The sequence below is a fragment of the Pseudovibrio sp. W64 genome (genome assembly GCF_001623145.1).
GTDB lineage: Bacteria > Pseudomonadota > Alphaproteobacteria > Rhizobiales > Stappiaceae > Pseudovibrio.
This window is the reverse complement of the sequence record NZ_LMCI01000031.1, coordinates 155,777-169,137: the sequence shown is the minus strand read 5'-3', so window position 1 is coordinate 169,137 and position 13,361 is coordinate 155,777. Positions and strand designations below refer to the sequence as shown.

At 51.9% G+C, this 13,361-nt stretch carries 12 protein-coding genes; 5 read left to right on the top strand and 7 right to left on the bottom strand.

Features of this window, described 5'->3' with window-relative positions; all coding sequences use genetic code 11:
• Window positions 1-16: 16 nt before the first annotated feature.
• Entirely contained in the window at window positions 17-850 is an 834-nt protein-coding gene (mazG, locus tag PsW64_RS14165; protein ID WP_063304026.1) for a nucleoside triphosphate pyrophosphohydrolase, read from the bottom strand.
• Between the two features lie 234 nt (window positions 851-1,084).
• Window positions 1,085-2,446, bottom strand: coding sequence for an aspartate aminotransferase family protein (locus PsW64_RS14160; protein ID WP_063304025.1), 1,362 nt, complete (start codon window positions 2,444-2,446; stop codon window positions 1,085-1,087).
• A gap of 311 nt (window positions 2,447-2,757) precedes the next feature.
• Here PsW64_RS14160 and arfB point away from each other — a divergent pair, with 311 nt between their 5' ends.
• Together arfB and PsW64_RS14150 are read left to right on the top strand one after the other, a co-directional pair.
• On the top strand, window positions 2,758-3,192 hold the full coding sequence (gene arfB, locus PsW64_RS14155) for an alternative ribosome rescue aminoacyl-tRNA hydrolase ArfB (protein WP_057466233.1): 435 nt from the start codon (window positions 2,758-2,760) through the stop codon (window positions 3,190-3,192).
• Window positions 3,193-3,418: 226 nt separating this feature from the next.
• Window positions 3,419-4,273 (top strand): class I SAM-dependent DNA methyltransferase, encoded by an 855-nt coding sequence (locus PsW64_RS14150; RefSeq protein WP_063304024.1) that lies wholly within the window; start codon window positions 3,419-3,421, stop codon window positions 4,271-4,273.
• A 107-nt stretch (window positions 4,274-4,380) separates the two neighbouring features.
• On the opposite strand, the gene aroQ is transcribed toward PsW64_RS14150, so the two are convergent.
• On the bottom strand, window positions 4,381-4,824 hold the full coding sequence (gene aroQ / locus PsW64_RS14145; RefSeq protein WP_063304023.1) for a type II 3-dehydroquinate dehydratase: 444 nt from the start codon (window positions 4,822-4,824) through the stop codon (window positions 4,381-4,383).
• A gap of 38 nt (window positions 4,825-4,862) precedes the next feature.
• Complete coding sequence (locus PsW64_RS14140) at window positions 4,863-5,486, bottom strand: TetR family transcriptional regulator C-terminal domain-containing protein (RefSeq protein WP_057466236.1); 624 nt, start codon at window positions 5,484-5,486, stop codon at window positions 4,863-4,865.
• Between the two features lie 150 nt (window positions 5,487-5,636).
• Here PsW64_RS14140 and PsW64_RS14135 point away from each other — a divergent pair, with 150 nt between their 5' ends.
• The 3 genes from PsW64_RS14135 to PsW64_RS14125 all read left to right on the top strand — a co-directional run bounded on the left by PsW64_RS14135 (window position 5,637) and on the right by PsW64_RS14125 (window position 9,488).
• Entirely contained in the window at window positions 5,637-7,013 is a 1,377-nt protein-coding gene (locus PsW64_RS14135; RefSeq protein WP_063304022.1) for an MATE family efflux transporter, read from the top strand.
• Window positions 7,014-7,311: 298 nt separating this feature from the next.
• Window positions 7,312-8,652: an aspartate aminotransferase family protein gene (locus PsW64_RS14130; RefSeq protein ID WP_057466238.1), complete on the top strand. Its 1,341-nt coding sequence runs from the start codon at window positions 7,312-7,314 to the stop codon at window positions 8,650-8,652.
• Window positions 8,652-9,488, top strand: a complete 837-nt coding sequence (locus tag PsW64_RS14125) for a 3-keto-5-aminohexanoate cleavage protein (RefSeq protein WP_063304021.1) — start codon at window positions 8,652-8,654, stop codon at window positions 9,486-9,488. Before PsW64_RS14130 ends, PsW64_RS14125 begins: the two co-directional genes overlap by 1 nt.
• 60 nt (window positions 9,489-9,548) lie before the next feature.
• Here PsW64_RS14125 and PsW64_RS14120 read toward each other — a convergent pair whose 3' ends face one another.
• The 3 genes from PsW64_RS14120 to pflB form a co-directional block, all read right to left on the bottom strand.
• Window positions 9,549-9,881 carry a hypothetical protein gene (locus PsW64_RS14120; RefSeq protein WP_063304020.1) on the bottom strand — a complete coding sequence of 111 codons (333 nt, stop codon included), beginning with the start codon at window positions 9,879-9,881 and terminating at the stop codon, window positions 9,549-9,551.
• 128 nt (window positions 9,882-10,009) lie between these two features.
• Window positions 10,010-10,744, bottom strand: coding sequence for a pyruvate formate-lyase-activating protein (gene pflA / locus PsW64_RS14115; protein ID WP_063304019.1), 735 nt, complete (start codon window positions 10,742-10,744; stop codon window positions 10,010-10,012).
• Between the two features lie 307 nt (window positions 10,745-11,051).
• Entirely contained in the window at window positions 11,052-13,343 is a 2,292-nt protein-coding gene (gene pflB / locus PsW64_RS14110) for a formate C-acetyltransferase (RefSeq protein WP_208980784.1), read from the bottom strand.
• Window positions 13,344-13,361 lie beyond the last annotated feature (18 nt).

Below are 13,361 nucleotides of genomic sequence, written 5' to 3'. Positions count from 1 at the left end.
CCTGACAGAGTGCTTTTTAGCTTGCCGGGTCAAACTTCTTAGCTGCTTGCCAATGGGCTTCCATCTCGCCGAGGGAGAGGTCTTTAAGCGGGCGTTGTTCGGCTGTTGCTGCGTCTTCTATGTGGGCGAAGCGGCGGCGGAACTTGGCGTTGGTGCGTTTGAGGGCGGCTTCTGGCTGGATTTCCAAATGACGGGCGAGGTTGGCGATGGCGAACAGCACGTCGCCGAGTTCGTCTTCGATTTTTCTGCGGTCTGGCGTGTTGGCTGTGACTTCAACGGTGAGTTCTTCGACTTCCTCCTTGATCTTGTCGAGGACGGGCTCTGCTGCGCCCCAGTCAAACCCGACTTTTGAGGCGCGGTGCTGGAGTTTTTCGGCTTCTGTCAGGGCTGGGAATGCGGATGGTACTTCATCCAGAAAGCGTGGCATCTGGTCAATGAGGCCCATTGCGGCGCGTTGTTGTTTGCGCTCCTGCTTTTCCTCTTCCTTGATGCGATCCCATGTGCCTTTCGGGAAGCCCGCTGCTTTTTGCTCGTCGTCTCCGAACACATGCGGATGGCGGCGGATCATCTTTTTGGTGATGGCTTCAACCACATCGCCAAAGGCGAAGGCGTCTTCTTCTTCGGCCATGCGGGAGTGGTAGATGACTTGAAGGAGCAGGTCTCCCAGTTCTTCTTTCAGATCACTCAGGTCTTCACGCTCGATTGCATCGGCAACTTCATAGGCCTCTTCGACGGTGTAGGGCGAAATGGTTTTGAAGTTCTGCTCCAGATCCCAAGGGCAGCCGGTCTCAGGTGTTCTGAGGGCTTTCATGATTTCGATGAGGCGGGAAATGTCGCGGGAAGGTAGCATGGGAGTCCTGATGCGTGAGGGCTTTGTAATTCGGGCCGCACATTATCAGCCTCGTGGTTTCATGGCGAGGGGCTTTGTTGTGCATGCTGGGATATGTGGTGAATTGCTGCTCAGGAACTGGTTAAAGTTAATAAGGATTAACTTTAGAATGTGCGTGTAAGTTACTTATAACGTTGCGGTATGTAAAAAGAGGCGCCGGGGCGCCTCTTTGAAATTCCATGCTGAAACAGGAACTTAATCCAGGTTCTTAAGGACGTCGCGTAGTGTGCCAACCAGTACGTCGATCTCGCTTTCGGAGATGACGAGTGGTGGAGACATTGCGATTGTGTCGCCTGTGGTGCGGATGAGAATGTTCTTCTCATAAGCTTTCAGGAAGGCGGTGAATGCACGCTTGGTTGGCTCGCCTGCAATCGGCTCCAGCTCGATTGCGCCAATCAGGCCGATGTTACGAATGTCGATTACATTCGGGCAATCGCGCAAGGAGTGAAGGGCGTCCTGCCAATACGCGGCCATTTTGGCGCCGCGTGTGAGCAGCTCCTCTTCAGCGTAGACATCCAGCGTTGCCAGGGCAGCTGCACAGGCAAGTGGATGAGCTGAGTAGGTGTAGCCGTGGAACAACTCGATCAGATGCTCAGGGCCGGTCATGAATGCATCATAGACTTTGGAGCTGGCAAACACTGCCCCCATTGGCACAACGCCGCTGGTGAGGCCTTTGGCCGTGGTGACGAGGTCCGGAATGACGTCAAAGTAATCGACACCGAACGGTGTGCCCAGACGGCCAAAGCCGGTGATGACTTCGTCGAAGATCAACAGGATGCCATGCTCATCACAGATGTCGCGCAGGCGCTTCAGGTAGCCTTCTGGTGGAAGGATCACACCAGCGGAGCCCGCAACCGGTTCCACAATCACTGCTGCAATGGTGGATGGGTCGTGGAGCTGGATGAGACGCATGAGGTCTTCAGCGTACTCGATGCCGTTTTTCGGTACGCCCTTGCTGAACTCATTGCCTGCAATGCCATGGGTGTGACGTATATGGTCAACACCAGCGAGCATCGCACCAAACTGCTTGCGGTTGGCAACCATGCCGCCAACAGAAATGCCGCCGAAGTTGACACCGTGATAGCCGCGCTCGCGCCCAATCAGGCGGGTCCGTGAGCCTTCTCCCTTAGCCTTGTGGTAGGCCAATGCCATTTTGAGGGCGGTTTCAACGCTCTCTGAGCCGGAGTTGGTGTAGAACACGTGGTTCAACGGGTCTGGCATGAGAGCTGCTAGACGGGCCGCGAGCTCGAACGACTTGGGATGTGCCATCTGGAAGGCAGGTGCGTAATCCAGCTCGGCGACCTGCTTCTGCACAGCTTCGACGATCTTCTGGCGTCCATGGCCAGCATTACAGCACCACAAGCCTGCTGTGCCGTCCAGAATCTGACGGCCATCGGCAGCGGTGTAATGCATGTCCTTGGCCTTCACGAGAAGGCGTGGATCTTTCTTGAACTGCCGGTTTGCCGTGAATGGCATCCAGTAGGCATCAAGGTTGTTTGTAGTCAGGCCGGTGATCTCTTGGATCTCGTCCCGCGCCAATATGTTAGTCTCTGTCATTTCCCCTCCAGTAACGCTTGAGACGAATATTGCTTGTTCGGCTGAGCGCCTTAATTATTTTACCCTCTGGCAGGATATGGATTCGAGACTAGGTAGAAGAACTGACTAAATCAAGCGATATCAAACATATACGTGCATTATACGTTCGCCTATACCTGCGGTGGAGCGTAGCTTTGTTGCGTAAAACTTTGCAAATCTGAGGGGCTGGTATTATAGCGTGCACTGTTGCTTTACTGGTTGTTTTTTGACCAAAGAGTAAAATTTCTTATTTCAATCAATGCTATGCATGCGTGGTGTAATGGGCGGGCCAGATGAGTGAGCGCAAAAAAATAAAGGTGAATGAGCGCTACTCAATTGAGGAACGCGACATCAAAGAAGACTTCATCAGGGCGTCCGGACCGGGCGGTCAAAACGTGAATAAAGTGTCTTCTGCCGTGCAATTGCGATTCAATCTGGATGGAAATGCGACTCTCCCGGATGACTTAAAGACTCGTTTGCGCAAGATCGCGGGCTCACGTCTGACGCTGAAGGGTGAGGTCGTTTTGACGGCTGATCGCTTCCGCACGCAGGAGCGCAACAGAGAAGATGCGTTGGAGCGGTTGCTGGAGCTTATTCGCAAAGCAGCTTATGTGCCCAAGACGCGCAAAGCCACACGGCCAACGCTGGCCTCCAAGCGCCGGCGAATGGAAGGGAAGAAGCAGCGCGGCAACATCAAGAAGCTGCGTAGTTCCAAGAATTACGACTGATTTGGAGGCTTGGCTCCTCCGGTAAGGCCAATCGCCCATATGCCGATGAGTGCGAGGCTGTGCTTGTCGTGCCCCACAGGACGAACAAAAAACAACAGCGCATCCAAACTGTCTGACAAAAATACAAAGAGATATTTATCAAGCAACGTAAGTCTTCATCATGTTTTTTTTGATCTAGTCCTTTTATGAAAAACACCTTGTTTGCTTTAGGCGGAGGCATGTCACGATGATGAACATCAATTTCAATTCAGATGATGAAGACAATCCAATACATGCTGCGCTCAAGAAATTTTTGATCGACTGCCAGGTACAAGACCTTAAAGAGGCAGGCAAGACCGAAGAAGCTGAGCAGCTTGCTTTAAAAAATGTAGAGCAAGATTTAAGTGCTATCGAGCAAGAGCAGTTAGCATCTGGATCGAACGATGAGAATTACACACCTGACACGGTGCCTGAGCAGTGTGTGAGCAAGACTTTTGACAATTATGCAGACAACTTTGATCAGCACCTGACGAAACAGCTCAACTATGCGGTGCCTCAGATTATTCAGGATATGGTCAGCAAGTTCACAGAGGGCAGGTTTAAACGCCTTTTGGATTTGGGGTGTGGCACTGGTTTGTGCACTGAGGTAATCGGCGATCTTGTACTGCATAAGACGGGAGTAGACCTTTCTGAAGGGATGCTTGAGAAGGCCGATCAGAAAAGTCTTTATGACGATCTTTATTTGAATGATCTGACTGAATTCCTGCAGAACGACTGGGATGAACGCTGGGACTTAATCATCTCTGGCGATACATTTATTTATCTTGGGGCACTGGAGGAGGCTGTCGCTGGCCTTGCGAAGAACATTGAGCTTAATGGCAAGGTCATTTTCACAACGGAAACAGCGGCAAACGAGGCTTTTTCAGAAAAACCATATGTGATGAGCAATCGTGGAAGGTTTGCTCATTCTGCTGATTATCTACGCAAGGTGCTGGCGGATAACGACTTTGCACTTATTGAGCTGGATGAAATCACGCCGCGTTTTGAAGATGGAAAACCCGTTCAAGGGCTTGTTGTTGTTGCACAGTATAACGGCAAGTGAACCCAGAGAGCACTTGAATTTCCTGAGTTCGCCCGATGAGGCAAAGCGGCTGCGCCGAACTGTTGCAAGCGTTTGATAAGCTCATACGCATCAACCGTCTACACTGCCTAGTCTTCTTCTTCCAAAATTCGAAGTGCGGCGTCCATGGCAAGTGTGTAGCCGTGCGCACCGAGACCGCAGATCATGCCTTTTGCGACCTTGGAGATGTAGGAAGTGTGGCGGAACTCTTCTCGTTGGTGGATGTTTGAGAGGTGGAGTTCGATCACCGGGCGTTCCACACTGGCGATTGCATCCATGATTGCAATTGAGGTGTGAGTGTAAGCGCCTGCATTGAGCACGATTGCGGTCCGCGTCTGGCGGGTCTCGTGGATCCAGTCGATCAGCTCGCCTTCATGGTTGGATTGCTTACATTCTATGTCTAGGCCGAGCTGTTTTGCGTGGGCGCGGCACTGATCTTCAATCTCTGCAAGCGTGGTGGAGCCATAAACTTCTGGCTGGCGCATTCCAAGCAGGTTCAGGTTCGGTCCGTTGAGGATGAGGATCTTCTTCATGAAAGCTCTCTGAAGTTGTGCGGTGATCAAGTCTCACCTTAATGGCTTGAAAGCAGCTGAGACGCAAGGTCTTTGCTGTTGAGGCCGAGTGTTGACTTCAGTTCTTCCTTAAGGATCTGGACGGCCATGTCTGGCGTCAGATCTGTGTCGGGCAGGTTGGACACGTCGTAGAGATTAAAGGCCAGTGACATGAGTTTCCATGCAACAAGTTCGGCGGGTAAGGTGAGGGCGTACTCGCCGGTGCGAACGCCTTCCTTAAGGTTGTTGCAGATCCATTCCTGGATTTTGTTGGTTTCTTCAGCGTAGACACGGGCAAACTCCGGTTCTCTGTTGGCTTCATCTGCTGCACTGATCCATATGCTGGTCTCTGCCTTTTCCTGAGGAGTTGCATTGAAGCTGATGAGGCGGAGCAGGGCTTGTGTCGGTGGAAGATCTTTGGAGACCGAGATGCAATTATCGCCGTTCTTTTGAGAGAGGTAGCGCAGGGCTTCGCATTTTAAGTCTGTGAGTGATTTAAAGTGGTGATGAACAATGCCGGTTGCGGCGCTAAGCTGTTTGGCTACGGCGCGGGTGGTGATGCCAGCAAACCCATTTTCCTTCACAACGTCCAGCGTTGCCAGAATGATTGCTTTGCGGCGTTCTTCCTTCGCCAGATAGGCCATATAGCGTTCCAGATTAGCTCTTTAAATTGGTCAATCTTGACATAACATGAAATTGAGCATATGTCCAAGTTGATCGATCGTTCAAATTCAATTTCTTATCAATTTTGATTGGAAAAGCGGGAGAGCGCTCTCGTAGGCAAAGGTGAAAGCATGTCAGTGGCAATGGCAAACGAGCAGATGACCAAAGGACATCCGGCGAAAGAATTTTTCCGGTTTGCGGTTCCTGCTGTGCTTGGCATGATTTCCATTGCTTCTGCCAGTATTGTTGATGGCATCTTTGTCGGAAACTTTGTTGGTGCGACGGCATTGGCTGCGCTCAGCCTGATTACGCCTATGTTTGCGCTTTACTTTGGCGTGGTGGTGATGTTGACCGTTGGCGCTGCGGTGATGGCAGGCAAGTTCATCGGTGAGAAACGGGAAAGAGATGCCTCCAACATCTTTATGAAGGCACTGATCAGCGTCCTGGCCTTTTCCGTGGTGTTTGCGGCATTGCTGCTTATCTTTACACCAACAGCAGCACGGATGCTTGGTGCAAACACAGAAACTGCTGAGATGGCGGAGACGTATATCTTCACCGTTGCCTGGTTCTTTCCTGGTTTGAGCCTTGCGGTTGCGCTATCGCATTTCGTCCGCGTTGACGGTCGCCCCAACTTTTCCCTTGCCGGCATGGTGATGATCACTGCGGTCAACATTGTGCTGGATGCCTGGATGATCGGGTATCTGGGATGGGGCGTTTGGGGTGCCGCGTTGGCAACTGGATTGGCCAGTCAGGCTGGCATGCTGTTTCTGCTTTTGCATTTCGCCAATAAAAGCGCCAAGTTGCGGTTTCTACGGCCCTTTGGATCCTGGCGAGTGATGTACACGGCTGCCTATAATGGTCTGTCTGAGTTCATCAATGAAAGCTCTGGCGGTATTGTCGTGTTCCTGTTCAACTGGATCCTGATCACCGAAATCGGTGCGCAAGGCGTGGCTGCTTTCACCATTGTGAACTATCTGTTCTTCAGCGGTATCATGGTGTTTTATGGCGTGGGTGAGGGGCTTGGGCCTCTGGTGAGTGTCAATTTTGGTGCACGAAAACCGCGGCGGATTTATCAGTTTTTGTCGCTTGGGGTCGGGACCAATTTTGTTGTTGGCTTGCTGTTGGCGTGCCTTTTGATTTTCCAGCCCATGTTGCTGGCAAGTGCCTTTGTTGGAGATGCAGATCAGTCGACAGTAGAGCTGACGATTGAGATCATTGGTGTGATCTGGCCTGTCTTCCTGTTCAACGGGGTTAATATCGCGTTTTCCGGCTATTTTACAGGTATGCATTGTGCGACCCAGTCGGCACTGATTGCTGTGTCTCGGTCACTGGTCATGCCGCTGCTGCTGATCGTTGTCCTGTGGTTTGTGATTGGGCCGATGAGTGTGTTTTACGCACTGCCTGTGGCTGAAGCGCTGACGCTGGTCATGACGCTTTTGATGTTTTCGCAGAAAAAGCCACACTGGATACTTCGCCAGACACGGCGTACGGCTTCGGGCGTGCTCTAGGTCGTTCAGATTTTACTGAGTGAGTCTTTCGGTGACTAAGTAACTTTCACGTAAGCTGCACGGGGTTTTGCGTAGTTGGGTGTGGCTCCGTCTAATTTTATTGCCGGAATTTGTAGTAAAATATCTCAACTGTCTTTTGTGCGGGTGTCTCCGATCACAATCTGGAGATATTTCATAGTTTTTTATGGACAAGTACTTTGACGTAGGCAATGTGGTGCCTGTGCAAAATGTCACGCGTAGTTTTGCGTGTCTATGGACGGTCAATCGAACAACAGAGCTACAGCCCGGAGGCTGTAAAATGAGCCACATCTTTCCTAGAAATACCCGTGTAACACTACCAACAGCTGCTAAAGGCGACGGGTGCTACCTCATTGATTCCACTGGTAAGAGATACCTTGACGCCTGTGGGGGCGCCGCGGTTTCCTGCCTTGGTCACTCTAATGAACAAGTGATCGACGCGATTAAGGACCAGCTGGATAAGTTTTCGTTCGCTCACACTGGCTTTTTTGGCAGTGAGCCGGCGGAAGAGCTTGCCGATAAACTGGTGGCCCAAGCTCCTGAAGGCATTGACCGTGTCTATCTGGTTTCAGGTGGATCAGAGGCAATGGAGTCTGCTGTTAAACTTGTGCGGCAGTACTTTGTTGAAAAGGGAGAAAACCAACGCTCGCATATGATTGCGCGTTGGCAGAGCTATCACGGAAATACGCTGGGAGCGCTTTCCGCTGGTGGCAACAAGTGGCGCCGTGAAATGTTCGGCCCATTATTGATCGAAATGTCTCATATCGATCCTTGTTACGCCTATCGCTACAAGGAAGAGAGTGAAACGCTTGAAGAATACGGGCAGCGTTCCGCCAATCTTCTTGAAGAAGAGATTTTGCGTGTTGGACCGGAGAAGGTTGCTGCGTTCTTTGCTGAGCCTGTTGTTGGTGCAACCATGGGCGCGGTACCGGCTGTTAAGGGCTACCTGAAACGTATCCGCGAGATCTGTGACAAATACGGCATCCTGCTTGTGCTGGATGAAGTGATGTGTGGCATGGGCCGCACCGGTCATATTTTCGCGTGTAACGAAGATGAGGTTCGTCCGGACATCGTTGCCGTTGCGAAGGGTATTGGTGCTGGTTATCAGCCACTTGGCGCGATGCTGTGCTCTAAAGAGATCTACGATACTATCGCGACGGGCTCTGGGTTCTTCCAGCATGGTCATACCTACATGGGGCATTCTCTGGCTGCTGCTGCTGGTGCTGCTGTGATGGACCAGTTGACGGCTCCAGGCCGTATGGAGCATGTGCGCACCATGGGTGAGAAGCTTTCTGCTGCGCTGCATGATGAGTTTGGTCAGCACCCATATGTGGCTGACATTCGTGGCCGTGGTCTGTTCCGTGCTCTTGAGCTGGTGAAGGATCGGGATACGAAAGAGCCGCTTGATCCGTCCTTAAAGCTTCATGCGAAAGTGAAGCAGAATGCCATGAAGGCTGGTCTGATGTGTTACCCGATGGGTGGTACGGTTGATGGTAAAACGGGGGATCACATTCTTCTTGCTCCTCCATTCATCATTGATGACAATCATATCACTGAGATCATCGAGAAGCTAAGCCTTGCAATGAAAGAGAGTTTCACGCAGGCCGGAGTTTCTATCTGATGACAAAGCGGCTCATCATGAGTGCGCCAAATGGTGCGCGTCGTGGCAAAGCGGATCATCCGCAGCTGCCGGTGACGATTGAAGACGTCGTTGCCTGCGCGGTGAGCGTGGAAGCGGAGGGCGCTGATGCCCTCCATGCCCATGTGCGCGGTGCAGAGGGGCAGCATGTTCTGGATTCTGGTCTTTACAAGGAGCTTATCCTTGAAGTGACGGCCAAGTGCCCTGAACTGGCTGTTCAGATCACTACTGAAGCGGTTGGCCGGTACAGTGCGCAGGAACAGTATGATGTTGTTGCCGCTGTAGAGCCTGAGGCTGTTTCTGTTGCTATGCGTGAAATGGCGCCAGAGGGCGGTGATATGGATCTGGCGCGCGGGTTCTACCATGAAGCGAAGGAGGCGGGCCGTGCGGTTCAGCATATCCTGTATGCTCCGGAAGATGTGGCTCGTCTCGATCTCCTGATGGGTGAGGGCGTTGTTCCTGCCGGGTATGGCAGCCAGCTTTATGTGCTGGGCCGTTATGCCAAGGATCAGGAGAGCGATCCGCGTGACCTGCTTGGTTTCCTTAGCGCTCGCGATGCTGCAGCTCATATTGCGCAGGACAATCCGTTTATGCTTTGCGCCTTTGGGCGGGCTGAGACGGCGTGCGGTGCTTTGGCGTTTGGTCATGGTGGTCATGCGCGGATCGGCTTTGAAAACAGCTTGTGGCACGGTACTGGTAAGCTTGCCAGGGACAATGCGGAGCGTATTCAGGTGGTCTCTCATATCCGCAGTGAAATGGGCTATGAAGGCGCAGTTTCCAGGGATGATGTACTGAAAGTGCTTGGAAAACCTCAGTAAAGTGGGATTTCGAGACTGAGAATTCAAAAGGCTGCTATCACACCGATAGCAGCCTTTTTGTTATTTGCAGTCTTTGCTGTGTTCTTCGATCAGGTCTTCGCGGTGGTCTGGGTCGGCTTCCAGAATGGCGGAAATCTTGCCGGAGCCGTAACCTAGTGCGTAGATGGCTTCCTGCTTCTTCATGCCTTTGGCATAGGCCATGGCTGTGATGACGCCTCTGGCAATGTCCTGCTTGCTGCTTTGGTTCGTCAAGCCGTAGAGATAGTAGCAGATGATGTGTTCTTCGTTTTTCTTGGCGAATTTTTCCGCCCTGCTTTGATTAAAGCCTGCATCTGCAACTGATGCGCTTGCGGTGAGCATAGCCAGCCCACCGAGGATAACTCGTTTACTCATGAAAAAGCCCCCATGTTTTCGAGGGCTAGTCTGAGTATGTATTGTGGCGACTTTTTCCTGAAAATCAGGAGAACCTATGTAATCGACAGGTATCTTTGGGGCGCCTGTGGCTGAAGCATGGCAGATGTTCAGTGTACGTCCAATCCGTACTTGCGGAAGGTTTCTTTGGCAGCTTCCGTTTCTTCGGCTGATGGCTCGCGGGTGTCTTTGAGCTGGTAGGCTTTGCCCATGGACTGCCATTTGTGTTCGCCCATTTTGTGGAAGGGCAGCACATCAACGCGCTTTACGTTGCCAAGCTCGGAGACGAACTTTGCGACGCCTTCAACGTTTTCAGGGGCGTCTGTGAGGCCCGGTACCAGCACGAAGCGGATCCAGACGTCTTTTTCCATCTTTTCCAGACGCTTTGCGAAGTCAAGGGTTGGGCCAACTTCAACACCGGTGACCTTCTTGTAGGTTTCCGGTACCCAGGATTTGATGTCGAGCAGGTAGAGGTCTGCCATGTCGATGGTTTCGTCATCAAGGTTGGCGTGCAAGTAGCCGGATGTATCCACGGTGGTGTGAACGCCCATCTGGTTACAGCCCCAAAGAAGCGTTTTGAGGAACTCTTTTTGTGCCATAGGTTCACCGCCACTCACGGTCAGGCCGCCGCCACCGGTTTCAAAATAAGTGCGGTAGGTGGAGATGTCCTTCAAAAGCTCATAGGCGGAGGATTGTTTGCCAGCTTTCAGTTTCAGAGTGTCCGGGTTGTGGCAGTACAGGCAGCGCAGCGGACAGCCAGAGGTGAACACAATGTAGCGCAGGCCCGGACCGTCTACCGTTCCGCCTGTTTCTACTGAGTGAACATAGCCCATGGTGTCTTGCATGGCTGGCGTCCTTTACATTGTTTGCGAGCGGCCTGTTTTTGATAGGGAGTGAGGATTTTTCCTCTGGCCGCTTCTGCTTTTTATAATGCTTTAAAAGTAAGGCCTTTGACCTTGTTTTTAAAGATGAAATTGTGCAACGCAGCCATCCATTTTCGGTGCATGTGCGCTCCTGTCGCACTCATTTTGAGCAATTGGAGCACGTTTCAGCGGATTTGTCGCAGCAAAGAAGGCGCGGGACTGAGTCCCGCGCCTTGTCTTGGAGATTGAGAGGTTAGCGTTATAAGCGCTGACCGTTGGCCCAGTGCTGTTAGCGCTGACCGTGGAATGTACGGTTGATCACATCCATCTGCTGTTCACGGGTCAGCTTGATGAAGTTCACTGCGTAACCGGAGACACGAACGGTGAGCTGTGGGTACAGTTCAGGATGTTCCATCGCATCTTCCAAGGTCTTGCGGTCGAACACGTTCACGTTGATGTGGTGACCCATGTCATGCATGTAACCGTCGAGCAGGTGGGACAGGTTGTCGATCCGTTCAGCTTCGTCCTTGCCCAGTGCGCCCGGGATGATGGAGAAGGTGTAGGAGATGCCGTCCTGGCTGTCTTCGTAAGGAAGTTTGCAGAGAGACTTCATAGAAGCCACTGCGCCCTTCTGATCACGGCCATGCATTGGGTTTGCACCCGGTGCAAATGGCTCACCTGCTTTACGTCCATCCGGAGTAGAGCCAGTCTTCTTACCGTACACCACGTTGGATGTGATGGTCAGAACAGACTGTGTCGGTGTCGCATTGCGGTACATTGGCTGATTGCGGATTTTGCCCATGAATTTCTTCATGATGTCTTCTGCAATCACATCAACGCTGTCGTCGTTGTTACCGAAGCAAGGGAAATCACCCTCAATTTCGTAATCAACTGCGAGACCTTCGTCGTTACGGATGATGTTGACCTTCGCGTTTTTGATTGCGGAGATACTGTCAGCAACAACGGACAGGCCAGCAATACCACATGCCATGGTGCGCAGGATGTCGCGGTCATGCAGCGCCATTTCAACACGCTCGTAGTTGTACTTGTCGTGGCTGAAGTGGATGCAGTTCAATGCCTGAACGTAAACCTTTGCAATCCAGTCGAGCATCTGGTCGTAAAGTGGTTCCAGCTCATCCCATTCCAGCACGTCGCCGGTGATTGGGTGTGCTTTTGGACCAACCTGTTTGCCAGTTTTCTCGTCGATGCCGCCGTTGATTGCGTAAAGCATTGCTTTTGCAAGGTTGGCACGTGCACCGAAGAACTGCATCTGCTTGCCAATGCGCATAGCAGATACACAGCAAGCGATACCGTAGTCATCACCCCAGTAACGACGCATCAGGTCATCATTTTCATACTGAACAGAAGAGGTCTCAATGGAGATCTTTGAGCAGTAATCTTTGAAGCCCTTAGGCATATGCTCGGACCACAGAACGGTCAGGTTTGGTTCTGGTGCAGGGCCGAGGTTCACAAGGGTCTGCAGAACACGGAAGGAGCTTTTGGTGACCAGTGTGCGGCCATCGACGCCCATGCCACCGATGGATTCAGTTACCCATACCGGATCGCCAGAGAACAGCGCGTTGTAATCTGGAGTACGCATGAAGCGAACCATACGGAGCTTCATAACGAAGTGATCCATCAGTTCCTGTGCTTCATCTTCCGTGATGATGCCTTTGTCCAGATCGCGCTGGATGTATACGTCAAGGAAGGTGGTTGTGCGGCCCAGAGACATGGCTGCACCGTTCTGCTCTTTGATCGCAGCAAGGTAGCCGAGGTAAAGCCACTGAATAGCTTCTTGAGCATTTTCTGCAGGGCGGCTGATGTCGCAGCCGTGTGCAGCGCCCATTTCCTTCAGTTCAGCGAGGGAGCGGTACTGTTCTGAGATTTCTTCACGAAGGCGTAGCGTTTCTTCGTTCAGGACGTTGCCGTCCAGAGAAGCATGCTGTGCTTTCTTGTCTTCCATCAGCTTGTCGATGCCGTACAGCGCAACGCGGCGGTAATCGCCGATGATGCGGCCACGGCCATAAGCATCTGGAAGGCCGGTTACGATGCCAGCGGAACGAGCGCGGCGAATTTCCGGAGTGTAGAGATCGAACACACCGTCATTGTGTGTTTTGCGGTGCTTAGAGAAGACCTCAGCGGTTTTTTCTGAAAGTTTGTAACCATTGCTCTCCAGAGCGGCTGCTGCCATTTTCAGGCCGCCGTAAGGCATCAAAGCGCGCTTCAATGGGGCATCGGTCTGCAAACCAACGATCTTTTCGAGGTCTTTGTTGATGTAGCCTGGTGCGTGAGAAACGATAGAAGAAACAACTTCAGTATCAGCGTCGAGAACGCCTTTCTTGTTTTCTTCTTTCATCAACTCAAGAACGTTGTCCCAGAGTTTGGTTGTTGCAGCGGTTGGGCCAGCAAGGAAGTCGTCAGCACCTTCATAAGGGGTGTAGTTGAGCTGAATGAAATTGCGCACGTCAATTTCTTTGTTCCAGTCACCCTTTTTGAAACCTGCGTAAGCCTTGGGTCCGTCGTCTTTCAGAAAAGGAAGAGTGTCGGCGGTAGCTTTATCGATGTTCTGGTGAACGCCCATTTTTAGGTCCTTCATCAT

Coding starts and splice junctions, on each gene's coding strand:
- mazG (WP_063304026.1), bottom strand. CDS start 850: ATGCTACCTTCCCGCGACATTTCCCGCCTCATCGAAATCATGAAAGCC.
- PsW64_RS14160 (WP_063304025.1), bottom strand. CDS start 2,446: ATGACAGAGACTAACATATTGGCGCGGGACGAGATCCAAGAGATCACC.
- arfB (WP_057466233.1), top strand. CDS start 2,758: ATGAGTGAGCGCAAAAAAATAAAGGTGAATGAGCGCTACTCAATTGAG.
- PsW64_RS14150 (WP_063304024.1), top strand. CDS start 3,419: ATGATGAACATCAATTTCAATTCAGATGATGAAGACAATCCAATACAT.
- aroQ (WP_063304023.1), bottom strand. CDS start 4,824: ATGAAGAAGATCCTCATCCTCAACGGACCGAACCTGAACCTGCTTGGA.
- PsW64_RS14140 (WP_057466236.1), bottom strand. CDS start 5,486: ATGGCCTATCTGGCGAAGGAAGAACGCCGCAAAGCAATCATTCTGGCA.
- PsW64_RS14135 (WP_063304022.1), top strand. CDS start 5,637: ATGTCAGTGGCAATGGCAAACGAGCAGATGACCAAAGGACATCCGGCG.
- PsW64_RS14130 (WP_057466238.1), top strand. CDS start 7,312: ATGAGCCACATCTTTCCTAGAAATACCCGTGTAACACTACCAACAGCT.
- PsW64_RS14125 (WP_063304021.1), top strand. CDS start 8,652: ATGACAAAGCGGCTCATCATGAGTGCGCCAAATGGTGCGCGTCGTGGC.
- PsW64_RS14120 (WP_063304020.1), bottom strand. CDS start 9,881: ATGAGTAAACGAGTTATCCTCGGTGGGCTGGCTATGCTCACCGCAAGC.
- pflA (WP_063304019.1), bottom strand. CDS start 10,744: ATGCAAGACACCATGGGCTATGTTCACTCAGTAGAAACAGGCGGAACG.
- pflB (WP_208980784.1), bottom strand. CDS start 13,343: ATGGGCGTTCACCAGAACATCGATAAAGCTACCGCCGACACTCTTCCT.